Below are 22,477 nucleotides of genomic sequence, written 5' to 3'. Positions count from 1 at the left end.
ACGTTCGTTCGCTGGCCGTCCGGGGGCGGTCGGCCCGCTCGGAATCTGCGCGGCGCCGGTGGGATGGTGGTCAGTTCTCGCAGCCGGTCGGCACGTTCGGCACCGACGGCACGGAGGCGACCAGGGAGTCCGACACCGGTGCCGCCCACTGCACCGTCTGCTCCTGCCCGGCCGGCACGCTGAGCCGGACCGGTACCTCGCGGTCCACGGTGGTCAGTACCAGGTCGCCGTCGCGGTGTTCGGTGAGCCAGCAGACGTTGTTGACCATCCACAGGTCGGGCACGTCCGGGATGGGCGGCTCGGCCACGCCGCAGGCCAGGGTGACGGCCGGGTCGCCGAATGCGGCGTTCTGCTCCGGGCCGGCGGTGACCGGCCGCTGGCCGGCACCGCGCAGGGTGGCGGGCAACCGGGACAGCAGCGCCCGGCAGACCGTGGCCGGCCGTTCGGCCAGGACCGGGGCGGCCATCTGCACCGGCGTGGTCACCTGCGGCGCGGCGGCGGTCGGCGTCGAGGCGGGCCGCTCTACCGAGCCCGGCCGGAGCTGGCCGAAGATCAGCACCGCGACGAGGGCGGTCAGCGGCAGGGCGACCACCGTCGCCCAGATCGCCGCCTGCCGGGTGGTCCGGTCCGCCCGGGGCTTGGCCGGCCGGTCCGCCGGATCGATCGCCGCCTCCGGTTTCCTCTGCTGCCCGTCCGGCCGGTCGGGCGTCGTGCTCCGTGCCATCTACAACCGGACCACGGAACAGGTCAGCGTGCGGGTGATCCCGGGCACCAACTGCACCTTACTGACGATCATCTTGCCCAGCTCGTCGACGGTGTGCGCCTCGGTGAGCACGACGACGTCGTACGGCCCGGTGACGGCGTCGACCCGGACCACTCCGGGAATATCCGAGATGTGCGCGGCCACGTCACGTGCCCTTCCGACCTCAGTCTGGATGAGGATGTACGCCTGGACCACGACCCGCCTCCCGTCCGCCGCAGTGCGGCTCGACCGTGAAAATACCGTACGGAGCAGGTCGGATCCCGATCGGTGGTCGGAGGAGGCACGATGAGCGATCGAATCGGTCGGTCCGGTGCGGGTGCGGTGCCGGGTCCGGAGGCATCCGGGGACAGGTGGCCGGCGCCGACGATCGACCCGGCCGGGCCGGCTGTCGAGCGTGCCGGGAGGTCGGTGTGAGCGTCGCACGGGCCGGTGAGTTCGGCCTGATCGCCCGGGTCACCGCCCGGCTGGGCGCCGGGCACGCCACGCTGCTCGGACCGGGCGACGACGCGGCGGTGGTGCACGCCCCCGACGGCCGGGTGGTCGCCTCCACGGACGTACTGGTCGAGGGGCGGCACTTCCGCCGAGACTGGGCGACCGCGGTGGACATCGGGCATCGGGCCGCCGCGGCGAACCTGGCCGACGTGGCCGCGATGGGCGCGGTGCCGACCGCGCTGCTCGTCGCGCTCTGCATGCCGCCCGACCTGGAGGCGCGGTGGGCGGAGGAGTTGGCCGACGGTCTGGCGGCGGAGGCGGCCCGGGTCGGGGCGAGTGTGGTCGGCGGGGACATGTCGGCCAGTCCCACCCTGACCATCGCGGTGACCGCCCTCGGCGACCTGGGCGGGCAGCCCCCGGTGGTACGCAGCGGGGCGCGGGCCGGCGACGTCGTCGCGCTCGCCGGTCGGCTCGGCTACGCCGCCGCCGGCTACACCGTGCTGTCGCGGGGGTTCCGCACCCCGAAGGTACTGGTCGAGGCGTACCGGCGGCCGGAGGTGCCGTACGGGGCAGGGCCGTCGGCGGCCCGGTTCGGCGCCACGGCCATGATCGACGTCTCGGACGGGTTGCTGGCCGATCTGGGGCACGTGGCGACGGCCAGCCGGGTCGGCATCGACCTGCTCGGCGGCGCCTTCGAGGTGCCGGAGCAGATGCGGGACGCCGCGCACGCGCTCGGGGTGGATCCGCTGGCCTGGGTACTCGGCGGTGGTGACGACCACGCGCTGGTGGCGACGTTCCCGGAGGACCTGCCGCTGCCGGGCGGCTTCCGGCTGATCGGTCACGTGGTGCACGGTGCCGGGGTGACCGTCGACGGGCGGGCCTACAAGGGGTCGAGTGGTTGGGACCACTTCCGCTGACCAGGGACATCAGGAGGGTCTTCGTGCCCGGGGCCGATCCGTACGGTGCGGGCCGGGGTCGTACCCTTCACCGGGTGAGTGAGCTTGACATCCGCGTCGTCCCCTACGACTCCCCGGTCGCGCAGCGGTTGGTCGTCTCCGCGATGGCGGATCTGGTCCAGCGGTACGGCGGTGACGAGGGCGACGAGACCCCGGTGGCGGCGAGCGAGTTCGAGCCGCCGGTCGGGGCGTTCCTGGTGGCGTACCTGGACGGAGTCCCGGTCGGCTGCGCCGGGTGGCGTACCCACGGCGGCACCGTCGATGTCGCCGAACTCAAGCGGCTGTACGTCTCTCCGGCGGTTCGCGGTCGCGGCGTCGCCCGGCGGGTGCTCTGGGCGATCGAGGGCTCGGCCCGGGAGTACGGGCGCCGCCGGCTGATCCTGGAGTGCGGCGACCGGCAGCCCGAGGCGATCGCCCTCTACCAGGGCAGCGGCTACGAGCGGATCCCGGACTTCGGCTACTACCGGGACGAGCCGGGGGTGCTCTCGTTCGGCCGCTCGCTCTGACCCGGCCCGTCCGGTCGGCACCCGTCAGCGGGCGGTGTGGCGGGTGCGATTGCGGGTGCGGACAGCGATAGCCGCCGGAGGGATCCTCCGGCGGCTATCCGTGCTTGCGGTTGCCCAGGCTCAGGGCTCTCGGTTGCCCGGGCTCAGGCGCGGGCGACCTTGCCGGCCTTGATGCACGAGGTGCAGACCTTGAGCTTGCGGGTCGTGCCGCCACCCGCCGGGGTACGCACCGACTGGATGTTCGGGTTCCAGCGACGGTTGGTCCGCCGGTGCGAGTGGGACACGTTGTGGCCGAAGCCCGGCCCCTTGCCACAGATGTCGCACACGCTAGCCACGGGATACTCCTGGGATTGATCGTCGTCAGGTTGCCGGCGGGGTGCTGGCCGGGCAACCTGGCCAGGGTACCCGATGGCCGGGCCCCCGAGCGAATCGGCTCCGCCGGTCCTGACCGGCCGGATGCCACTCGCCGCGCTGCCGGATGCCACGTCGCCGGCCGCCACACTGCCGGCCGCCACGCCGACGCGCTGCCGGATGCCGGGTCGCCGCGCCGACCGCCGGCGGTGACCGTCGGCGGTGCCAGCGGGGCGTCAGAGTACGCCAGTAGGCTTCTTGCCGTGCCGGAGACCCTCGACGCCGCTGCCCTGCACCGGTGGTGTGCCGGCGGATTGGCCGCGCTCAAGCGGCACCAGGACGAGATCAACCAGCTCAACGTCTATCCGGTCCCCGACGGCGACACCGGCACCAACCTGGTGCTCACGATGACCTCCGCCGAGCAGGCGCTCCGGCTGGACCGGGACGACCCGGGCGCACCGGGACGGCCGGCGCACGCCCGGGTGCTCCGGCTGCTGGCCCGGGGCGCACTGCTGGGTGCCCGGGGCAACTCGGGAGTGATCGTCTCGCAGATCCTGCGCGGCCTGGCCGACGCGCTCGGCGACATCCCGGCGGTCCGGGGTCGGGCGTTCGCCGTGGCACTGCGGGCGGCCGGCGAGGCGGCGTACTCCGCGGTGGCCGAGCCGGTGGAGGGGACGATGCTCAGCGTCGTCACCGCCGCGGCGACCGCGGCCGTACGGGCCGACACCGACGATCTCGCGGCGGTGACCGGGGCCGCCGCGACCGCCGCCGACGAGGCGCTGGCGCGTACCCCGGAGCAGTTGCCGGCGCTGGCCCGGGCCGGCGTCGTCGACGCGGGCGGACGTGGGCTCTGCGTCCTGCTGGACGCGCTGGTCGAGGTGGTCACCGGCGTCGCACCGGACCGGCCGGAGTCCGCGCCGGCACCGCCGCGCCGGCCGCTGGTGGCCGCCCGGGAGACCGGCTCGACCGAGTACGCCTACGAGGTGCAGTTCCTGCTCGACGCCGACCCTCCGGCGGTACGCCGGCTCCGGGCCGAACTCGCCCGGCTGGGCGACTCGCTGGTGGTGGTCGGGGACGGCGCGGACCCCACCGGCGTGTCGACCTGGAACGTGCACGTACACGTCAACGACGTCGGGGCGGCGATTGAGGCCGGCGTGCTGGCGGGCCGGCCGTACCAGATCTCGGTCACCCGCTTCGAGGACCAGTTCCCGGCCGCGGCCGCCCCGGCCGAACCGGTCCGGTCGGACGCACCGGAGCGGGCGGTGGTGGTGGCGGCGTCCGGTCCCGGCCTGGCCGCGATCTTCCTGGCCGAGCGGGCAACCGTGCTGGACGGCAACCCGTCGGCCGGAGAGCTGCTCGCGGCGGTCCGGTCGACCGGCGCGTCCCGGGTGGTGGTGCTGCCGAACGATCCGAACACCCTGGGTGTGGCCCGGGTGGCGGCCGACGAGGCGCAGGCGTTCGGGATATCGGTGAGCGTGGTGCCGACCCGCTCCCCGGTGCAGGCGCTGGCCGCGCTCGCGGTCCGGGATCCGGCCCGCCGGTTCGCCGACGACGTGATCGCGATGGCGGAGGCGGCCGGCGCCTGCCGGTACGCCGAGGTCTGCCACGCCTCCCGGGAGGCGCTGACGGTCGCCGGCCGCTGCCGTCCGGGTGACGTGCTCGGGCTGGTGGACGGCGAGGTGCACCTGATCGGCGAAGACCTGGTGCACACCTGCGTGGCGCTGCTCGACCGGATGCTCGGCGGCGGCGGCGAACTGGTCACCCTGCTGCTGGGCGCCGACGCCCCGGAGGAGCTGACCGAGGTCCTCCGAACCCACCTGGCCCGGCGCTGGCCCTTCGTGGAGGTGCAGCACTACTCCGGCGGCCAGCCGTTCTATCCGTTGCTGGTGGGAGTCGAATGAGGCTGTCCGGGAAGCCGGCCGAGGGTGCGGGAAAACGTCGGAGGTGGGTGCTGGTGGAGAGCCGGATGACAGCGCTCGTGGGGGATCGATGACGCCGAACCGACCGACCTCGACCGGGCCGGAGCCGACCCTGACCGACATGCGGACGCCGCTGCGCAAGCTGGTCGGCGAGAAGACGGCGAAGGCCCTCGGCAGCCACCTCGACCTGCACACCGCCGGCGACCTGCTCTACCACTTCCCCCGCCGCTACGACGAGCGGGGCGAGCACACCGACATCCGCTCGCTGGAGGTGGGAGAGCAGGTCACCGTGCTCGGCCAGGTGCAGCGTACGGCGGTCCGGCCGATGCGCCAGCGCCGGGGAAACCTCCTGGAGGTGACCGTCGGGGACGGCTCCGGCGGCGTACTGACGCTCACCTTCTTCGGCAACCAGGTGTGGCGGGAGCGGGACCTGAAACCCGGCCGATGGGGCATGTTCGCCGGCAAGGTCACCGAGTTCCGGGGCAAGCGCCAGCTCAACGGACCGGAGTACGTCCTGCTCGGCGATGGCAGCGGCGGCGAGCCCGGTGCCGGCGGCGAACTGGGCGAGGAGGTCGAGGAGTTCGCCGGGGCGCTGATCCCGGTCTATCCGGCCGCCGCGGCGGTGCCGACCTGGGTGATCGCCCGCTGTGTCCGGGTGGTGCTGGACACCGTGACACCGCCGGAGGACCCGCTGCCGGCGACGCTGCGGGCCACCCGCAACCTGGTCGGGCTGGCCACCGCGCTGCGCGAGATCCACCGACCGGCGAGCAGGGAGGAGCTGTACCGGGCCCGGCACCGGTTGAAGTGGGACGAGGCGTTCGCCCTGCAACTGACCCTGGTGCAGCGCAAGCACCGGGCGGCGGCCTGGCCGGCCCGGCCCCGGCCGCGCCGCGAGGGCGGGCTGCTGACCGCGTTCGACGCCCGGCTGCCGTACGAGCTGACCGCCGGGCAGCGCGCGGTCGGCGAGGCGGTCGCCGCGGACCTGGGTACCGCACATCCGATGCACCGGCTGCTCCAGGGCGAGGTCGGCTCCGGCAAGACCGTCTGCGCGCTGCGCGCGATGCTCCAGGTGGTCGACGCGGGCGGCCAGGCCGCGCTGCTGGCCCCGACCGAGGTACTCGCCGCGCAGCACTACCGGGGCATGCTCGACCTGCTCGGCCCGCTCGGCCGGGCCGGTGAGCTGGACGGTGACCCGGACGGCACCCGGCTGGCCCTGGTCACCGGGTCGCTCGGCGCGGCGGCCCGACGGCGTGCCCTGGAGGCCGTCGCCGCCGGGGAGGCCGGCATCGTGGTCGGCACCCACGCCCTGCTCTACGAGGGCGTCGACTTCGCCGACCTCGGCCTGGTGGTGGTGGACGAGCAGCACCGGTTCGGGGTCGAGCAGCGGGACGCGCTGCGGGCCAAGGCCGAGCAGCCGCCGCACGTGCTGGTGATGACCGCGACACCCATCCCGCGCACCGTGGCGATGACCGTCTACGGCGACCTGGAGATCTCCACCCTCTCCCAGTTGCCGCGCGGCCGGTCGCCGATCGCCTCGCACGTCGTACCGGCGGCGGAGAAGCCGGCGTACCTGGACCGGGCCTGGCGCCGGTTGCGCGAGGAGGTGGCCGCCGGCCACCAGGCGTACGTGGTCTGCCCGCGCATCGGTGACCAGGCGGCGACCGCCGAGGAGGTCGGCGCGGTCGGCGAGGACGGCCGGCGTCCCCCGCTGGCGGTGGCCGAGGTGGCACCGCTGCTCGCCGAGGGTCCGCTGCACGGGCTGCGGATCGGCGTACTGCACGGCCGGCTGCCGGCCGACGAGAAGGACTCGGTGATGCGGACCTTCGCCGCCGGTGAGCTCGACGTGCTGGTGGCGACCACGGTGATCGAGGTCGGCGTCGACGTGCCGAACGCCACCGTGATGATCGTGCTCGACGCGGACCGGTTCGGCGTGTCCCAACTGCACCAGTTGCGGGGCCGGGTCGGCCGAGGTTCGGCCGCCGGGCTCTGCCTGCTGGTCACCGAGGCCGTCGAGGGTACGCCGGCCCGGGAGCGGCTCGATGCGGTCGCCTCCACCACCGACGGGTTCCGGCTGGCCGAACTCGACCTGGAGCAGCGCCGGGAGGGGGACGTGCTCGGGGCGACCCAGTCGGGGCGGCGCTCGCACCTGCGGCTGCTCTCGCTGCTCAAGGACGCCACGCTGATCGGGGACGCCCGGGTCGAGGCGATCGCCCTGGTCGAGGAGGATCCGGAGCTGGACCGGCATCCGGCGCTGGCCGCCTCGGTCGCCGCCCTGGTCGACGAGGAGCGCGCGGAGTACCTGGAGAAGGGATGACCCCGCGGCGTACGCCGGAAAGACGCTGAGGGCGCGTCGACCATTTCCGGTCGACGCGCCCTCAGGCGGTTGGTTCAGTTGCTGCGGTCGCTCCCGATCAGGCGGTGAAGGTCACCCGACGGCGGCGAGCCACGAAGTAGAGCACCACACCGGCGACGAGCAGCAGCACGGCACCGGCCGCGATGCCACCGGCAGCGGCACCGGTCAGCGGCAGCTCACCCTCGCCACCGCCACCACCGCTCTCGCAGTCCTCCGGCTTCTCCCAGGCGAGCGGCTTGCCCTCCTGGCCGTCGATGCTGGGCGTGACGGTCAGCCCCTCCTCCGCCGGGAACGAGACGGTCTCGACCTTGCCCGGCTCGACGGTGACGGTCTTCGCCTCGCCCTTGCTCGGGGTCAGCGTCACGGTGAAGGACTTGCCATCCTCCGGGTTGTCGATCTCGAAGAGGAACTCGTCACAGGTCATGGCGTAGCTCAGGGCCGGCTCACCGGGCTCGACGCAGTCCTCGGCCGCCGGCGGGGTGTCCTTGTAGAGGGGCTCCTTCTGGCCCTCCTCGGTCACCGTGATCTTGCCCGCGTTGGCCGCCGGCACCGTTACCGACTTCTCCTCGCCGGCGGCGACGGTGACCTTCTCCTCGAAGCCCTCGGTGCCCTTGACGGTGAACTTGGCGGGCGCGGTCGCGTTAGGACCGTTCTGGAGCCTGACCACGACGCTGCCGTCGCACTCGGAGGCGACGGTGGCAGCCGGGTTCGGGGTGGCCGGGGGCTCCTCCTGCTCCTTCTCACAGGTGCCCGCGAACGTGACCTGGGCGCCGGCCCACTTGTTTTCCTCGTACTTGTTGTCCCACTTCGCCTTCATCCGCATGGCGACACCGGTGGTCTCGCCGGGAAGGCTCTGCTTGAACTCGAGGTTCTTGTTCACCTCGTACGGGTAGTTCTTGCCCTGGGTGACCTCGATGCCCGGGATGGTGAGCTCGGACGAGGTAGCACCGACGAACTTCTGGGCCTCGACCTTGGCGAACTTGAACTTCTGGACTCCGCGCGGGGCGACGCTGCGGACGGTCCAGGTGACGTCCCATTCGCCGGTGGTGGTGTTGCACACACCCGCGACCTTGACCTCGCTGTGATGGGCGCTCGCGGGGGCGGCGACAGCTAGCGCCGCGGTCATGCCGAGGAAGGCGGCCCCGAGGATGGCGAGCGGCCGCCGGAGCGGCAGCTTAGGACGGATCACGCGTACTCCTGAGAGATGAGGGCGTCACGGTACGACGCGGGTGGGAGGCGAGCGGGGGTGCCATGGGGTGGCGCTCTGCCTGCGGGAGTTGCCTCCCCGACGTCGTAGGCCGGCAAGGCGCAGCCGACACAGCGCACGACATTAGCGATTGGCGTGGTACAGGAACACCCTTCAGGGTTCCCTAACGATGATGTTGTCAATTCGAGATTATTGATTTACGGGCGGTAGTGAACCTATTTCACTCGGTGTGCACGCCGTGCCTGTTTGTCCGTTGCCGCTCGTCCGAAGTGCGTCGTGACCCGCCCGAACAGGCACGAACGACGGGTCGCGTAGCGTCGCTGTCATGCAGATGGCGTGCATGCGGGAGGCGTCGGGATGACCCGGATCGTGGCGGGTGTGCTCGGCGGGCGCCGCATCGCCGCCCCGCCCGGCGGGCGGACCCGGCCGACCAGCGACCGGGTCCGGGAGGCGCTGTTCAGCGCGATCGAGTCGGCCACCGAGCTGGCGGGGGCGCGTTTCGTCGACCTCTACGCCGGCTCCGGCGCGGTCGGGCTGGAGGCGCTGTCCCGGGGTGCCGCGCAGGTGTTGCTTGTCGAGTCCGATCCCCGGGCCGCCCGGACCATCCGGGAGAACCTCGGCACGCTGCGGTCGACTCCGGCCAGCCCGGTGGCCGGCACCGCCCGGCTCGTCACCGGCAAGGTCGCCCAGGTGCTCGGTACCCCGCCCGAGGGTGGCCCCTACGACGTGGTCTTCGCCGACCCGCCGTACTCGGTACCGGATTCGGAGCTGGCGGCGGTGCAGGCCGCGCTGCGCGACCAGGGCTGGCTGGCCCCGGAGGCCCTGCTGGTGATCGAGCGGTCCACCCGGACCGGACCGGTCGACTGGGTGCCAGGGATCACCGCGCAGCGCAGCCGCCGCTACGGCGAGACCACTCTTTGGTACGGTCGCCGATCGTGAGACGTGCGGTCTGTCCCGGCTCCTTCGATCCGGTCACCAACGGTCACCTCGACATCATCGGCCGGGCGAGCCGGCTCTTCGACGAGGTGATCGTCGGCGTGCTGATCAACGAGTCGAAGCGCGGGCTGTTCACCGTCGACGAGCGGATCGAGATGCTCCGCGAGGTGACCGGCTCCTACGACAACGTGCGGGTGGAGTCGTTCCAGGGCCTGCTGGTCGACTTCTGCCGGACCCAGCGGGCCGCCGTCGTGGTACGCGGACTGCGCGCGGTCAGCGACTTCGACTACGAGCTGCAGATGGCCCAGATGAACATCGGGCTGGCCGGTGTGGAGACGCTGTTCATGCCCACCAGCCCGCTGCACTCGTTCCTGTCGTCGAGTCTGGTCAAGGACGTGGCGAAGTGGGGCGGCGACGTCTCGCCGCACGTACCCGACGTGGTCCGTGAGCGGCTGCGGGAGCGGCTGCACCGTCCCGGCTCCTGACCGCTCGACGCCTCCGGCCCACCGGTCCGCTCCGGTGGCCGGTCGGCGCCGGTCTGCCGTCCGGTGGTCGCCGCCGAACCGCCGAACCGGTGACCAGCGGCGCTCCGCTCCAGCTCGGGCCACCTGCGACGCGCCGGTCCTCGGGCGATAGCCGATCGGGTACGGGCCGCACCGCATCATTGGTTGAGCAGTAATCCGGTCCGACGCCCCATCATGTATGTCGACCGAAGTAACGACGGGAGTGAGGTACCGGTGGACCCGCTCGATCGCATAGACGAGATCATCGGCATGGTGGAGACGGCGCGATCCGTCCCGATGTCCCGCAACAACGCCATGGTCGACCGCGCCGAGATGATCGGCGCACTTGAGGAACTGCGCGTCGAGCTGCCTGTCGAACTGCGCCGGGCGGCGGCGCTGCTGGAAGAGCGCGACAAGATCATGGACGCCGGAAAGCGCGAGGCGGACCGGATCATCAGCGAGGGCGAGGCGGAGCACGCCCGGCTGGTCTCGGTCAACGAGATCACCGTCTCCGCCGAGCACGAGGGCGCCCGGATCATCGCGGAGGCCCGGGCCGAGGCCCAGCGGCTCCGCGAGGAGGTCGACGACTACGTCGACACCGCGCTGGCCAACTTCGAGCAGTTCCTGACCCGGGCGCTCGCCTCCATCGAGCGCGGGCGGGACAAGATGCACGCGCTGCGGGAGATCGGCACATTCGGGGGAGAGGAGAACGAGCGTCCCCTGCCGTTCTGAGCGCACTGTCCGGATCGCCGCCCGTCCAGGCGGCGATCCGGAGCGCCGACCGGGCGCGACCGGTACCGTCGAGGCCGGCCGACTCGCCCCGGTTCGACGCTAAGCCCGCTGCTCAGGTAACCTGTTACGTCGGCCTCGCACAGGCCGGAGTCTGACTATGCCCAAACATCTGCCGACCCATCTCAACCCCAGGTCGCCGCTGGTCCTCGACACGAGGGAGCTGCCGCGCCGACCTGGAGTGTTGCGTACGGTCAATCGGACGGTGGCGGCACCGGCGGACCTCGGCGTGGAGCTGATCGGCGTGCCGGAGGGCGCCGACCTGAACCTCGACCTGAGGCTCGAGTCGGTGTCCGAGGGCGTACTCGTCTCGGGGACCGTCACCGGTCCGATCGAGGGCGAGTGTGGCCGTTGCCTGCGCCGGATCACGGACTCGCTGGTCGTCCCGATCCAGGAGCTGTACGCCTACGAGCACAGCACCACGGACGAGACCACCGAAGAGGACGAGGTGGGCCGGATGCAGGGCGACCTGATCGACCTGGAACCGGCACTGCGGGACGCGGTGGTGCTCGCACTGCCGACCAACCCGGTGTGCCGGGAGGACTGCCCAGGGCTGTGCCCCGAGTGCGGGGTGCATCGGGACGAGCTGCCGGCTGAGCACAGCCACCAGCTGGTCGACCCGCGCTGGGCGGGCCTGTCGCAACTGACCCGTCAAGAGGAGTAGGAAGAACCGTGGCCGTCCCCAAGCGCAAGATGTCGCGCAGCAACACCCGGTCCCGCCGGGCGCAGTGGAAGACCACGGCGGTCGCGACCGTGGCCTGCCCGCAGTGCAAGTCGCCGAAGCTGCCGCACGCGGCCTGCAGCGTCTGTGGCACCTACAACGGCCGCCAGGTCATCGAGGTCTGACCTGCTGGACACCGAGTGACGCCACCGACCTCCGGTCGGACGGCGCACCCGCCCCGGCGATTGCCCGGTGCACCGGCTCCCGCCGCCGACCGCCCCTGGACGGCCGGCGTACCCGTGGAGCCGGGCACCGTGCGGATCGCCGTCGACCTCCTCGGCGGGGACGAAGCTCCCGCCGTCGTGGTTGACGGCGCTCTGCGGGCGTTCCGCGCTGATCCTGACCTTCACCTCCTGCTCGTCGGCCCCGCCGAGGTCGCCGACGGGCTGATCGCCGTGCTCCGCCCCGCCGAGCGGTCCCGGGTCGCCGTGCGGGCGGTCCGGGACGTTGCCGCGATGAACGGAGACCCGGCCGCGACCGTCCGCTCCGACAACACCATCCAGGCCGCGGTGTCGGCCGTGGCCGAGGGTGCGGCCGACGCGGTGGTCTCGGCCGGTGCGACCGGCGCGACCGTCACGGCCGCGGTGCTCGGCTTCGGCCGCTGGCCCGGCGTACGCCGACCGGCGCTGGTCGCCACCCTGCCCGCCCTGGACGGTCCGGTGGTCCTGCTCGACGTCGGCGGCTCCCTGGAGGCCGGGCCGGGCACGCTGGCCCGGCACGCCGTCCTCGGTGCCGCCTACGCGGCGGTCACCCACCGGGTGCCGCAGCCCCGGGTCGGCCTGCTCTCCATCGGTACCGAGCCGGGCAAGGGCGACCGGATCCGCCGGGCCGCCGACCCGGCCCTGGCCGCGCAGGATCTGCCGCCCGGTGCCCGCTACGTGGGTCTGGTCGAGGGTTACGACGTGGCGTTCGGCAACCGCGCCGACGTCGTGGTCACCGACGGGTTCACCGGAAACGTCCTGCTCAAAGGGATCGAGGGCGCGTACGCGATGGCCGGTGGCCCGCCCGCCAGCGGCGGCCCGCCGCGCGCCGCCACCCTGCTCGGGGTCTCCGGCGCGGTGGTGGTCTGCCACGGCGCGGCCCGGGGCGAGGACGTCGCCTCGGGCATCGCACTCGCCGCCCACCTGCACCGCCGCCACACCATCCCGGCGGTGTCCGCGCTGCTCGTCGGGTCCGCGGTGGTCGGTCGGGCCACCGGCACCGGAGTGTCGGCATGAGTGCAGACACGAGCCTGCGCAGGGCCGAACCCCGGTCCCGACCCCGGCCCCGGCACGTCCACCGGTGGGCGGGACAGACGCTGTGGACGAGCGGGGGAGACGCTGTGGGCGAGCGTAGAGAGCGAATCAGCCAGCCGAGCCGCCTGGGTCGTGGCGGTGGCGGGTGAAGCGAGGAGACGGCATGACCAAGGACAAGCGGCGACGGCCGCCGATCACCCACCTGGAGGCGGCGTTCGGGGTCGCTCTCGACCCGGACCTGCTGGAGCGGGCCCTCACGCACCGGTCGTTCGCGTACGAGAACGGCGGCCTGCCGACCAACGAACGGCTGGAGTTCCTCGGCGACTCGGTGCTCGGCGTGGTGATCACCACCGCGTTGTTCCACAACCATCCCGACCTGCCCGAGGGACAGCTGGCGAAGCTGCGGGCCAGCGTGGTCAACATGCGGGCGCTGGCCGATGTCGCCCGGCGGCTCGGCCCGGCCGGACTCGGGCCGTACCTGCTGTTGGGCAAGGGCGAGGAGAGCACCGGGGGGCGGGACAAGGCGAGCATTCTCGCCGACACCCTGGAGGCGCTGCTCGGCGCGATCTACCTCCAGTACGGCCTGGACACCGTCGCCATCGTCATCCACCGGCTGTTCGACCCGCTGATGGCGGAGTCGGCCGGACGGGGGGCCGCGCTGGACTGGAAGACCAGCCTCCAGGAGCTGACCGCCGCGCTGGGACTCGGCGTCCCGGAGTACCGGATCGACGAGGCCGGGCCCGACCACGCCAAGACCTTCACCGCCTGGGTGGTGGTGGCCGGCCGGAAGTACGGCGGTGCCGACGGCCGCAGCAAGAAGGAGGCGGAGCAGCGGGCCGCCGAGGCGGCCTGGCGGACCCTCTCCGAGCAGCAGAACGAGCCGGCCGCCCCCGTCGTCGACCCGGTCGCCGCCACCGCACCCGACGGCACCGTCCCGGCGGCCGGCGGTACCGTTCCGGCAGTCGACGGGAGGGTTCCGGCGCCCGACGGAGCTGTCCCGGCGGCCGACGGTACCGGGCCGGCGCCGGATGGCCGCGTCCCGGCCAGCCCCGGCACGGTCGGCGACGCCGGCTCGAACTGAATGAAGGTGGTCCATGCCTGAGCTGCCCGAGGTGGAGACTGTCCGCGAGGGGCTGTCGCGCTGGGTGACGAATCGGCGGATCGCGGCGGTCGAGGTACGCCACCCGCGCGCCGTACGCCGGCACCTGCCCGGCGCCGCACACTTCGCCGCGGTACTCGCCGGACGGACGATCCTGGGCGCCCGCCGTCGCGGGAAGTACCTGTGGTTGCCGCTGGACAGCGGTGACGCGATCCTCGGGCACCTGGGGATGTCCGGGCAACTGCTGGTCCGGCCGACCGAGGCGGCCGACGAGATCCACCTGCGGATCCGGTTCACCTTCGACGACGGCGGTACCGACCTCCGCTTCGTCGACCAGCGCACCTTCGGCGGCCTGGCGGTCTCCGAGGGCGGCGCGACCCTGCCGGCCGAGATCGCACACATCGCCCGCGACCCGATGGATCCGGAGTTCTCCGACGCCGACTTCGTGGCCGCGATCCGGCGGCGGCGTACCGAGGTCAAGCGGGCGCTGCTCGACCAGACCCTGATCTCCGGGGTCGGCAACATCTACGCCGACGAGGCGCTGTGGCGGTCCCGCCTGCACGGCGCCCGCCCGACGGAGGCGCTCACCGGCCCGGCGGTCACCCGCCTGCTCGGCCATGTCCGGGACGTGCTCGCCGAGGCGGTCCGGGAGGGTGGCACCAGCTTCGACGCGCTCTATGTCAACGTCAACGGCGAGAGCGGCTACTTCGACCGCGAACTGAACGTGTACGGCCGGGAGGGCCTGCCCTGCCGGCGCTGCGGCACGCCGATCCGCCGTGAGGCGTTCATGAACAGGTCCTCGTTCAGCTGCCCGCGCTGCCAGCCCCGGCCCCGGGCCGCCCGCCCGTGATCCGGCGGGCCGGTCGGTGTGCCGACCGGCCCGCCAGTGGAGGGTCAGCTCAGGGTTCCAACCGGACGTGGAACGCCTGGTTGCCGCCGACGCCGCTGAGGTGGTCCGCCGGGCGTCAGGGCGGACCGACCACACCGGCTGTGGCCCCGCCTGCTCGCCGCCACCTTGGCGGGTCGGGACGGCCTGGCCTGTCGGATGGTGCGGGAACTGGGAGCGGACCCGTCGGCGGTGGCCACGGCGGCGACCGCTGCGGGTGGATCCGGCCACCCGTGAGCTACCCGGCCGGTGATGTCAGTGCGGGCAGATGTCGCGGCGCGGGCCGAGGTTCCGGTCCTTGCCGATCGAGCTGAACCCATACCCGAGGGCGGTGCGGCAGTAGTCGGCGGTCGAACCCTCGTACTCGACATGGAACACCGGTTTGCCGGCGTCGACGAACGGGAGGAGCCGGTCGCAGGACTTCCGCCGGAAACACTCCTCGTTGACCGCGAAGTCGAAGTACGGCTCCAGCGCCAACACCTGGTCGAGGTCGTTGACCAGGCCGGGAGAGAGGCCGACCTGGCGGATCAGCGCGGCGACCGCCCGGTTGAACCGGAACTGGTCGTCGAAGGTCAGCGGGAACCCGGTCTCGGCGGTGTAGCCGTCCATCCCGAACGGAAGTACGGCAACGAATCCCTTTCCCCGGCAGACCCGGAACCGGTCGGCGAGGACCGGTTCGAGGCTCGACCACTGCCGGATGTCCAACCATCGCCCGGCCGGGGCGCCCTCCGGCTGGCCGGGCACCCGGGCCGGCCGGCCGAGGATCTCGGCCGGGAACCGCTGCTCGTCTGGGCGGACCCTGTGGAGGATTCCGACCTCGACGGTACACATCAACCGCCGTCCGTCGGCGCGCAGCCGGCGGGACTCCTCCAGGGTGGTACGAAAGACGTCGAGCGCGTACACCTGGGCGTCGACGGTGGGGTCGAGGGCGCCGCTGAGCTGCCACTGCCAGGTCGAGGCCACCCCGCCCGGCCACGGCGGCACCGAGGCGGACCGGTTCGGCAGGAGCCGGCAGCCGGAGGTCGCCGCCACCAGGCCGAGGACGACGAGCAGGTGCACCGCACGGCGTATCCGACCGCTCCTTGCCCCGGCGCCGACCGGTCCCGGTGGCCGCCGTCCTGGGCGGAGCCGCCACCGGATCGGGCCGTCACGGCCCGGCACGTCAACGAGCTGCGGTGGTCACCAGCCGCGCACCCCCTTCGAACTGGCCAACGAGCCAGTTCGCGTGGCGGGCACGGTCGGTCAGGCGACCGCGCCGAACATCTGGGTCCAGTAGAGCCGGCCGTCAGACCCGGTGGCCACCCCCACCCCCATCGCCCTGGCGTCGCAGTTGAGGATGTTGGCCCGGTGCCCCGAGCTGTTCATCCAGCCGTCCATCACGGCGGCAGCGTTCTCGTAGCCCATGGCGACGTTCTCCCCGATCGGCCGGTCGTAGCCGGCCCGGCGGGCACGTTCCACGAAGTCGCTGCCGTCGCTGCCGGTGTGCGACATGTTGGTGTGCTCACCCTGGTCCTGGCTGTGCAGCTGGGCCGCCTCGGCCAGGTCGCTGTTCACCACCACCGCGGCGCAGCCGTTGGCGGCGCGTTCCCGGTTGACGATCGCGAGCACCTGCGTCTGCTGACTGCTTCCCGCCGTGCCAGCGGCGGATCCCGATCCCGCCCGCGTACGCCGCGCGGCCGGGCTGGTCGTCCGGGGTGGCTTCGGTGCGGTGGTGGTGGCCCTGGGCCTCCGGGGCGGCGGGGTGGCGCTCGGCGTCGGGGTGCTGGCCCGCTCGGGGGTCGCGGTCGGCTCCGGCGTCGCCGGTTCCGTGGCCTCCTCGGGACCGGCCGCCTCGACCGCCGGCCGGCCGCCCCGGTCACCGGCCGGTGCGTCGGCGAGGCTCGGTGGCAGCAGGGCGGCACCGACGCCGAAGGCGCCGAGCAGCGCGGTCACCGCGAGGCCCAGGCCGACCGGGCCGCGCAGCGGGGTCGGCCGACGGTGCCGGCCGGAGCTGCCCCGGCCGGAGCCGCCCCTGTCCGAGCCCGCCCGGCCCGAGGCCCCGCCGCCCGCCCTGCCGCCCAGTCCGTGGTCGTCGGAACGTATCCGGCGCCCCCGGCCGCCGTCGGCATCCCGACCGAGGTCGAACGCGCCGAGGTCCGCCGGCTCGTCCGCCCACCGGGCGGCGGCCTGCTGCCGCCGCCCAATCGGCTCGTCGACCGGGCCGAGGCCGGCCCGGCGCCAGCGTTCGGCGACCTCGTCCACCCAGCCCGGCTCCGGATGCTGGTCCGGCCAGCCGGGTTCGGGACGTTGGTCCGACCAGTCAAGGTCAGGGCGCTGGTCCGACCAGTCAAGGTCGGGACGTTGGTCCGACCAGTCAAGGTCGGGGCGCTGATCCGGCCAGTCCGGCTCGGAATGCTGATCCGACCAGTCCGGGTCGGGGTGGAGGCGCGGGTCCGCCGGGCCTGAGGGCTGGGACGAACGGGACGGATCATCCCGATCGGCGGCGCGGGCGGCCGGGTGGGCGGCACCGTTGTCGGCCCGGTCGGGCCAGTCGTCGCCGTCCCCCCAGCCGGGCTGCTCGGTCCACCCCTGCACGCTGCGCCTCCGTTTGCTGTCGGATCTCGGTTATCGCCTGCTCGCCGACCGTGCGGACGCTACGCGGGGCCACCGGCTGGGGCAACGCGGCTAAGGAAGATATAAGGGGGGACCCGCCGGCGGGATCGTGGCTGGCCAGGGGCGATGCGGATGCGGACATCGACGCTGGATAGACTCCTGTGGTCCGGACCGCGACCTGGTTCGTGCCTGCGCGCAAGCCCTCGCCCCGGCGGGTGGTTGACAGCACAGGTGGCCTGTGCCCGGTGGAACTTGACTCAGCCGGGACATCGGCACACTATGTAAGTGTCGCCAGTCGCGCCCGACCATGCCCGCGTTTTGCCCTGCGGGCGGGTAGTCGCGTACGAGTTGGGCGCGCGTTGGCCGGCCTTTCCGGCAGCGCATTACAAGGAGACGATATGGCGAAGGCCCTCTACGGCCACGTTGGTGCGGCGCCCGACCGGCGCCTTCTCGACGAGGTCACCCGACTGCGTGCCAGGGTTCAGGCACTGGAGTTCGAGACGACGCGGTTGCGTGCCGAGAACGATCGGCTCGCGGCGGCGGTCGCCGAGGCAGACGACCTGCTGCGGCTGGCCGAGCCCGCGCTGACCTGAGCTCCGGGCGTCGGGCAACCGGCGCCCTGCCTGACAACTGAATCGCACCCAGAAAAAGCGCGCCGACACACCTGTGGCGGCGCGCAGTTCTGTTCCGGGGTACGCGCACAGTTCTGTTCCGGGGGTACGCCTGCCTGTTCCGGGGTTCGGCTACTTTCAGATGGTCTCCACTGACCCGATACGCTGCTCGGTGCGTGCCGCGTCGCGCGGGACGACCGGCTCCGGGTTACCCTGCGGGTTGACCAGGCTCCCACGGCCGGGAGCAGAATCTCCGCCGAGCCGGGTGCGGCCGCGCGGCTGACGACCAGGTCGCCGGCGGTGCCGGACCGGGAGCGGGACGGACCGGGAAGCGCTGAGCCTGCCCGGCGGTCGCGCCGGACGAGGATCGGGAACGTGTATCTCAAGAGCCTGACGGTGAAGGGCTTCAAGTCCTTCGCCTCCAGCACGACCTTCAAGCTGGAGCCGGGGATCACCTGCGTGGTGGGCCCGAACGGCTCGGGCAAGTCCAACGTCGTCGACGCGATCGCCTGGGTGCTCGGCGAGCACAGCGCGAAGGCGCTGCGCGGCGGCAAGATGGAGGACGTGATCTTCGCCGGCACCGCCGGCCGGGCACCGCTGGGCCGGGCCGAGGTCACCCTGACGATCGACAACACCGACGGTGCGCTGCCGATCGACTACACCGAGGTGTCGATCACCCGCCGGATGTTCCGGTCCGGCGAGAGCGAGTACGAGATCAACGGCGACTCCTGCCGGCTCCTCGACATCCAGGAACTCCTCTCCGACTCCGGCATCGGCCGGGAGATGCACGTCATCGTCGGGCAGGGCCAGCTCGACGCCGTACTGCACGCGAAGCCGGAGGACCGGCGGGCCTTCATCGAGGAGGCGGCGGGCGTACTCAAGCATCGCAAGCGCAAGGAGAAGGCCCTGCGCAAGCTCGACGCGATGCAGGTCAACCTGAACCGGCTGACCGACCTCACCGCCGAGCTGCGCCGCCAGCTCAAGCCGCTGGGCCGGCAGGCCGAGGTGGCCCGCCGCGCCCAGGGGATCCAGGCCGACCTGCGCGACGCCCGGCTGCGGCTGCTCGCCGACGACCTGGCCACGCTCCGCTCGACCCTGGACAAGGAGATCGCCGACGAGGCGGCCCTGCGGCAGCGCCGCGAGCAGGTGGAACGGGAGCACGCCGAGGTGCAGTCCCGGCTCGCCGAGCTGGAGGAGGCGCTCGCTTCCGACGCCCCGCTGCTCGCCCGGGCCCAGGACACCTGGTACAAGCTCTCCGCGCTCACCGAGCGGTTCCGCTCCACCGAGCAGTTGGCCCGGGAGCGGCTGCGGCACCTGAGCACCACCCCGGACGACGAGCGCCCCGGCCGGGACCCCGAGCGGCTAGAGGCCGAGGCCGAGGAGGTCCGGGCGCAGGAGGAGGAGCTGCGCGCCGCCCTCACCGAGGACCAGATCCGGCTTGCCGAGGCGGTGGAGAGCCGCCAGCAGCTCGAACGCCAGCTCGCCGAGGCCGAACGCGCGCTGGTGACGGCCGCGAAGGCGATCGCCGACCGGCGGGAGGGGCTGGCCAAGCTGACCGGGCAGGTCAACTCGGCGCGGGCGCGTACCGGGTCGGCGGCGGAGGAGATCGAACGGCTCGCCGCCGCGCACGCCGACGCGCAACTGCGGGCCGAGCAGACCCAGAACGAGCTGGACGCCGTCGCCGAGCAGTCCTCGGAGGCGGATCGGGACAACGCCGAGCTGGACGCCCGGCACGCCGAGGCGGTCGCCGCGCAGGAGGAGGCGGCGGCCCGGGTGCGTACCCTCTCCGACGCCGAACGGGCCGCGGAGAAGGACGCGGCGACCTGGAAGGCCCGGGAAGAGGCGCTGGCGATGGGGCTGCGTCGCAAGGACGGCGCGGGTGCGCTGCTGGGGCGCGCCGATCAGGTGCCGGGGCTGCTGGGCAGCCTGGCCGGGATGCTGACCGTCGCGCCCGGGCACGAGGCGGCGCTCGCCGCCGCGCTCGGCTCGCTGGCCGACTCGGTCGCGGTCGCCGGGGTGGACGAGGCGGCCGAGGCGATGCGGTGGCTCAAGATCCAGGACGCCGGTCGGGCCGAGCTGCTGGTCGGCGGGCAGGCCGGGCCGGGCATGATCGGCTCGCCGGAGGCGCTCCGCCCCGCCCTGCCGACCGGTGCGCGCTGGGCGCCGGACCTGGTCGGCTGCCCCGACGAGGTACGCCCGGCGGTGCACCGGGCGCTGCGCGACGTCGTACTCGTCGACACCCTCCAGGACGCGACCAAGCTCGTCGCCGGCAGCCCCGAACTGCGCGCGGTGACCGCCGACGGTGACGTGGTCGGCGGGTACGCGGCGGCCGGCGGCTCGGCCAAGGCGCCGAGCTTCCTGGAGGTGCAGGCCGCGGTCGAGGAGGCCCGGGCCAACCGGGTGACCGCCGAGCAGACCATAGCCGAACTGCGGGAACAGCTCGGCGAGGCCCGCGACGAGGTGGCGGAGCGCAAGCGGGAGGTGGCCGCCGCCGCGGCGGTGAAGCGGGACGCGGAGGGGCAGCGCAACGCCGCCGCCCGCCGACTGGCCGAGCTGGGCGCGGCGGCCCGGTCCGCCAGGGCCGAGATGGAGCGGTTGGCCGAGTCGCGGGACCGCGCCGAGCAGGCCCGGGAGCGGGATCTCGCCGGCCTGGCCGAGTTGGAGGAGCGGCTCCGGCTCGCCGAGGCCACCCCGGTCGACGCCGACCCGTCCACCGAGGAGCGGGACGAACTGGCGGCGTACCTGCCGCAGGCCCGGCAGAACGAGATGGAGGTCCGGCTCGCGGTGCGTACCGCCGAGGAGCGGGTCGCCTCGATCGCCGGTCGGGCCGATTCGCTGGCCCGGCAGGCCGCCGCCGAGCGGGCCGCCCGGGAGCGGGCCGCCGCCCGGCGGGCCGCCCGGGCCCGGGGCGCCGGCATCGCCCGGGCCGTCGAGTTCGGCGCCCGGGGGGCGCTGACCCGGCTCGCGGTGTCGCTGGCCGCGGCCGAGCGGACCCGGGACGAGGTCGCGGCGGCCCGGTCCGCCCGGGAGGCCGAACTCCAGGAGGTACGCGGCGCGGCCAAGCGGCTCGGTGCCGACCTGGAGCGGCTGACCAGCGCGGTACACCGGGACGAGGTGGCCCGGGCCGAGCAGCGGCTGCGGATCGAGCAGCTGGAGGCGAAGGCGGCCGAGGACTTCGGGCTGGACGTGGAGACGCTGGTCGCCGAGTACGGCCCGCAGCGGCCGGTCCCGCCCAGCCAGGCCGAGATCCTGGCTGCCGAGAAGGACGACCGGCCGGCGCCGGAGCCGGTGCCGTTCGAGCGGCCGGTGCAGGAGAAGCGGGCCGCCAAGGCGGAACGCGAGCTGGCCCTGCTCGGCAAGGTCAACCCGCTCGCCCTGGAGGAGTTCGCCGCCCTGGAGGAGCGCTACAAGTTCCTCTCCGAGCAGCTCGAGGACCTCAAGGCGACCCGTCGGGACCTGCTCACCGTGGTCAAGGACGTCGACGACCGGATCCTGGAGGTATTCGCCAGCGCGTACCAGGACACCGCCCGGGAGTTCGAACAGGTCTTCACCGTGCTTTTCCCCGGTGGCGAGGGGCGGTTGGTGCTCACCGACCCGGAGGACCTGCTCACCACCGGCGTCGAAGTCGAAGCCCGCCCGCCGGGCAAGAAGATCAAGCGGCTGTCGCTGCTCTCCGGCGGGGAGCGGTCGCTGACCGCCGTCGCCATGCTGGTGGCGATCTTCCGGGCCCGACCCAGCCCGTTCTACATCATGGACGAGGTCGAGGCGGCGCTGGACGACGTCAATCTGGGCCGGCTGATCACCCTGATGGCCCAGTTGCGGGAGAAGAGCCAGCTCATCGTCGTCACCCACCAGAAGCGGACGATGGAGGTCGCCGACGCCCTGTACGGCGTGACGATGCGCAGCGGGGTGACCCAGGTGATCAGCCAGCGGCTCGGCGACGAGGAGGACTGAATGGCCCGGCGGGAACGCCCGACCGCCCTGCTGGTGGATCTCGACGGGGTGCTGCGACGGTGGGATCCGGCCGCCAGCGCCGCGGTCGAGCGCCGGTACGGGCTGCCGGCCGGTGCGCTCTACGACACCGCGATGCGCTGGTCACTGCTGCAACCGGCGGTGACCGGGCAGCTCAGCCACGCCGACTGGCTGGCCGGGATCGCCGAGGCGCTCGCCGAGCCGGCCGGCGGGCCGGACCGGGCGCGGGCGGCGGTGCGGGAGTGGCAGGCCGACCGGGGGACGGTGGACCCGGACGTACTCGGCTTCGTCCGCCAGGTACGGGCCGCCGGGATGCGGGTCGGGCTGGCCAGCAACGCCACCGACCTGCTCGATTCCGACCTGGCGCTGCTCAACCTGACCGACGAGGTGGACGTGGTGGTCAACTCCTCGAAGCTGGGCGTGGCCAAGCCGTCCAGGGAGTACTTCGAGCAGGCCTGCCTGGCCGTCGGTGTCCCGCCGGCCCAGGTGCTCTTCGTCGACGACTCGGACCGTTCGGTCCGGGGTGCCCGGGTGGCCGGGCTGTCGGCGTACCGGTGGAGCGGGCCGGCGGACCTGCGTTACCTGCGCGCCGCGCTGGCTCGGTGAGCGGCCCTGGCGGGCGGGCACACCCCCGGTGGCGGCTGCC

At 73.3% G+C, this 22,477-nt stretch carries 21 protein-coding genes and 1 pseudogene; 16 read left to right on the top strand and 6 right to left on the bottom strand.

The window, feature by feature from the left end; all coding sequences use genetic code 11:
- Nucleotides 1-70: 70 nt before the first annotated feature.
- Both EV371_RS25980 and EV371_RS25975 read right to left on the bottom strand, forming a co-directional pair.
- Entirely contained in the window at nucleotides 71-724 is a 654-nt protein-coding gene (locus EV371_RS25980) for a DUF3515 family protein (RefSeq protein WP_130464362.1), read from the bottom strand.
- On the bottom strand, nucleotides 725-958 hold the full coding sequence (locus EV371_RS25975) for an Lrp/AsnC ligand binding domain-containing protein (RefSeq protein ID WP_101370271.1): 234 nt from the start codon (nucleotides 956-958) through the stop codon (nucleotides 725-727). It lies immediately after the preceding gene.
- Between the two features lie 90 nt (nucleotides 959-1,048).
- Here EV371_RS25975 and EV371_RS34645 point away from each other — a divergent pair, with 90 nt between their 5' ends.
- The 3 genes from EV371_RS34645 to EV371_RS25965 all read left to right on the top strand — a co-directional run bounded on the left by EV371_RS34645 (nucleotide 1,049) and on the right by EV371_RS25965 (nucleotide 2,657).
- Entirely contained in the window at nucleotides 1,049-1,177 is a 129-nt protein-coding gene (locus EV371_RS34645; RefSeq protein WP_486484791.1) for a hypothetical protein, read from the top strand.
- Nucleotides 1,174-2,112 carry a thiamine-phosphate kinase gene (locus EV371_RS25970; RefSeq protein ID WP_130464361.1) on the top strand — a complete coding sequence of 313 codons (939 nt, stop codon included), beginning with the start codon at nucleotides 1,174-1,176 and terminating at the stop codon, nucleotides 2,110-2,112. The genes EV371_RS34645 and EV371_RS25970 overlap by 4 nt, the downstream gene beginning before the upstream one ends.
- Nucleotides 2,113-2,186: 74 nt before the next feature.
- Nucleotides 2,187-2,657 carry a GNAT family N-acetyltransferase gene (locus EV371_RS25965; RefSeq protein ID WP_349338732.1) on the top strand — a complete coding sequence of 157 codons (471 nt, stop codon included), beginning with the start codon at nucleotides 2,187-2,189 and terminating at the stop codon, nucleotides 2,655-2,657.
- Between the two features lie 143 nt (nucleotides 2,658-2,800).
- Here EV371_RS25965 and rpmB read toward each other — a convergent pair whose 3' ends face one another.
- Nucleotides 2,801-2,992, bottom strand: coding sequence for a 50S ribosomal protein L28 (gene rpmB / locus EV371_RS25960; protein WP_101370273.1), 192 nt, complete (start codon nucleotides 2,990-2,992; stop codon nucleotides 2,801-2,803).
- A 279-nt stretch (nucleotides 2,993-3,271) separates the two neighbouring features.
- Between rpmB and EV371_RS25955 the strand changes: the two genes are divergently transcribed.
- Together EV371_RS25955 and recG are read left to right on the top strand one after the other, a co-directional pair.
- Complete coding sequence (locus tag EV371_RS25955) at nucleotides 3,272-4,909, top strand: DAK2 domain-containing protein (RefSeq protein ID WP_130464360.1); 1,638 nt, start codon at nucleotides 3,272-3,274, stop codon at nucleotides 4,907-4,909.
- Nucleotides 4,910-5,048: 139 nt separating this feature from the next.
- A complete protein-coding gene (gene recG, locus EV371_RS25950; protein ID WP_130466223.1) occupies nucleotides 5,049-7,241 on the top strand; it encodes an ATP-dependent DNA helicase RecG in 2,193 nt (730 codons plus the stop codon).
- A gap of 97 nt (nucleotides 7,242-7,338) precedes the next feature.
- On the opposite strand, the gene EV371_RS25945 is transcribed toward recG, so the two are convergent.
- Nucleotides 7,339-8,469, bottom strand: a complete 1,131-nt coding sequence (locus tag EV371_RS25945; protein ID WP_130464359.1) for a cell wall anchor protein — start codon at nucleotides 8,467-8,469, stop codon at nucleotides 7,339-7,341.
- A 375-nt stretch (nucleotides 8,470-8,844) separates the two neighbouring features.
- On the opposite strand from EV371_RS25945, the gene rsmD reads away from it, so the two are divergent.
- The 8 genes and pseudogenes from rsmD to mutM all read left to right on the top strand — a co-directional run bounded on the left by rsmD (nucleotide 8,845) and on the right by mutM (nucleotide 14,620).
- Nucleotides 8,845-9,426, top strand: coding sequence for a 16S rRNA (guanine(966)-N(2))-methyltransferase RsmD (gene rsmD, locus EV371_RS25940; RefSeq protein ID WP_130464358.1), 582 nt, complete (start codon nucleotides 8,845-8,847; stop codon nucleotides 9,424-9,426).
- Nucleotides 9,423-9,908, top strand: coding sequence for a pantetheine-phosphate adenylyltransferase (gene coaD, locus EV371_RS25935; RefSeq protein ID WP_130464357.1), 486 nt, complete (start codon nucleotides 9,423-9,425; stop codon nucleotides 9,906-9,908). The genes rsmD and coaD overlap by 4 nt, the downstream gene beginning before the upstream one ends.
- Nucleotides 9,909-10,160: 252 nt before the next feature.
- Complete coding sequence (locus EV371_RS25930; RefSeq protein WP_130464356.1) at nucleotides 10,161-10,658, top strand: ATP synthase subunit B family protein; 498 nt, start codon at nucleotides 10,161-10,163, stop codon at nucleotides 10,656-10,658.
- A gap of 157 nt (nucleotides 10,659-10,815) precedes the next feature.
- Nucleotides 10,816-11,379: a YceD family protein gene (locus tag EV371_RS25925; protein WP_130464355.1), complete on the top strand. Its 564-nt coding sequence runs from the start codon at nucleotides 10,816-10,818 to the stop codon at nucleotides 11,377-11,379.
- Nucleotides 11,380-11,387: 8 nt separating this feature from the next.
- Complete coding sequence (rpmF, locus tag EV371_RS25920) at nucleotides 11,388-11,561, top strand: 50S ribosomal protein L32 (RefSeq protein ID WP_089254967.1); 174 nt, start codon at nucleotides 11,388-11,390, stop codon at nucleotides 11,559-11,561.
- A gap of 114 nt (nucleotides 11,562-11,675) precedes the next feature.
- The gene (locus EV371_RS25915) at nucleotides 11,676-12,653 is read left to right on the top strand and encodes a phosphate acetyl/acyltransferase (protein ID WP_130466222.1); all 978 of its coding nucleotides are present in this window, start codon (nucleotides 11,676-11,678) and stop codon (nucleotides 12,651-12,653) included.
- Nucleotides 12,654-12,834: 181 nt separating this feature from the next.
- Nucleotides 12,835-13,557, top strand: a pseudogene (gene rnc / locus EV371_RS25910) (ribonuclease III); the annotation flags it as partial.
- Between the two features lie 208 nt (nucleotides 13,558-13,765).
- Complete coding sequence (mutM, locus tag EV371_RS25905; protein ID WP_130464354.1) at nucleotides 13,766-14,620, top strand: bifunctional DNA-formamidopyrimidine glycosylase/DNA-(apurinic or apyrimidinic site) lyase; 855 nt, start codon at nucleotides 13,766-13,768, stop codon at nucleotides 14,618-14,620.
- A gap of 291 nt (nucleotides 14,621-14,911) precedes the next feature.
- Here the strand turns inward: mutM and EV371_RS25900 are convergent, their stop codons facing one another.
- Together EV371_RS25900 and EV371_RS25895 are read right to left on the bottom strand one after the other, a co-directional pair.
- Entirely contained in the window at nucleotides 14,912-15,715 is an 804-nt protein-coding gene (locus tag EV371_RS25900; RefSeq protein WP_486484790.1) for an endo alpha-1,4 polygalactosaminidase, read from the bottom strand.
- A 183-nt stretch (nucleotides 15,716-15,898) separates the two neighbouring features.
- Entirely contained in the window at nucleotides 15,899-17,230 is a 1,332-nt protein-coding gene (locus EV371_RS25895) for a CAP domain-containing protein (RefSeq protein WP_130464353.1), read from the bottom strand.
- 416 nt (nucleotides 17,231-17,646) lie between these two features.
- Here EV371_RS25895 and EV371_RS25890 point away from each other — a divergent pair, with 416 nt between their 5' ends.
- From EV371_RS25890 to EV371_RS25880, 3 genes are all read left to right on the top strand, one after another.
- Nucleotides 17,647-17,841 (top strand): hypothetical protein, encoded by a 195-nt coding sequence (locus EV371_RS25890; RefSeq protein WP_101370286.1) that lies wholly within the window; start codon nucleotides 17,647-17,649, stop codon nucleotides 17,839-17,841.
- Between the two features lie 393 nt (nucleotides 17,842-18,234).
- Nucleotides 18,235-21,813 carry a chromosome segregation protein SMC gene (gene smc, locus EV371_RS25885; RefSeq protein ID WP_130464352.1) on the top strand — a complete coding sequence of 1,193 codons (3,579 nt, stop codon included), beginning with the start codon at nucleotides 18,235-18,237 and terminating at the stop codon, nucleotides 21,811-21,813.
- The gene (locus EV371_RS25880; RefSeq protein WP_130464351.1) at nucleotides 21,814-22,437 is read left to right on the top strand and encodes an HAD-IA family hydrolase; all 624 of its coding nucleotides are present in this window, start codon (nucleotides 21,814-21,816) and stop codon (nucleotides 22,435-22,437) included. It begins immediately after the preceding gene.
- Nucleotides 22,438-22,477: the final 40 nt, after the last annotated feature.

It is taken from the genome of Plantactinospora sp. CNZ321, from assembly GCF_004217235.1.
This window is presented reverse-complemented; position numbering and strand designations above follow the sequence as displayed.

Coding starts and splice junctions, on each gene's coding strand:
- EV371_RS25980 (WP_130464362.1), bottom strand. CDS start 724: ATGGCACGGAGCACGACGCCCGACCGGCCGGACGGGCAGCAGAGGAAA.
- EV371_RS34645 (WP_486484791.1), top strand. CDS start 1,049: ATGAGCGATCGAATCGGTCGGTCCGGTGCGGGTGCGGTGCCGGGTCCG.
- recG (WP_130466223.1), top strand. CDS start 5,049: ATGCGGACGCCGCTGCGCAAGCTGGTCGGCGAGAAGACGGCGAAGGCC.
- rsmD (WP_130464358.1), top strand. CDS start 8,845: ATGACCCGGATCGTGGCGGGTGTGCTCGGCGGGCGCCGCATCGCCGCC.
- EV371_RS25925 (WP_130464355.1), top strand. CDS start 10,816: ATGCCCAAACATCTGCCGACCCATCTCAACCCCAGGTCGCCGCTGGTC.
- mutM (WP_130464354.1), top strand. CDS start 13,766: ATGCCTGAGCTGCCCGAGGTGGAGACTGTCCGCGAGGGGCTGTCGCGC.
- EV371_RS25890 (WP_101370286.1), top strand. CDS start 17,647: ATGGCGAAGGCCCTCTACGGCCACGTTGGTGCGGCGCCCGACCGGCGC.
- EV371_RS25880 (WP_130464351.1), top strand. CDS start 21,814: ATGGCCCGGCGGGAACGCCCGACCGCCCTGCTGGTGGATCTCGACGGG.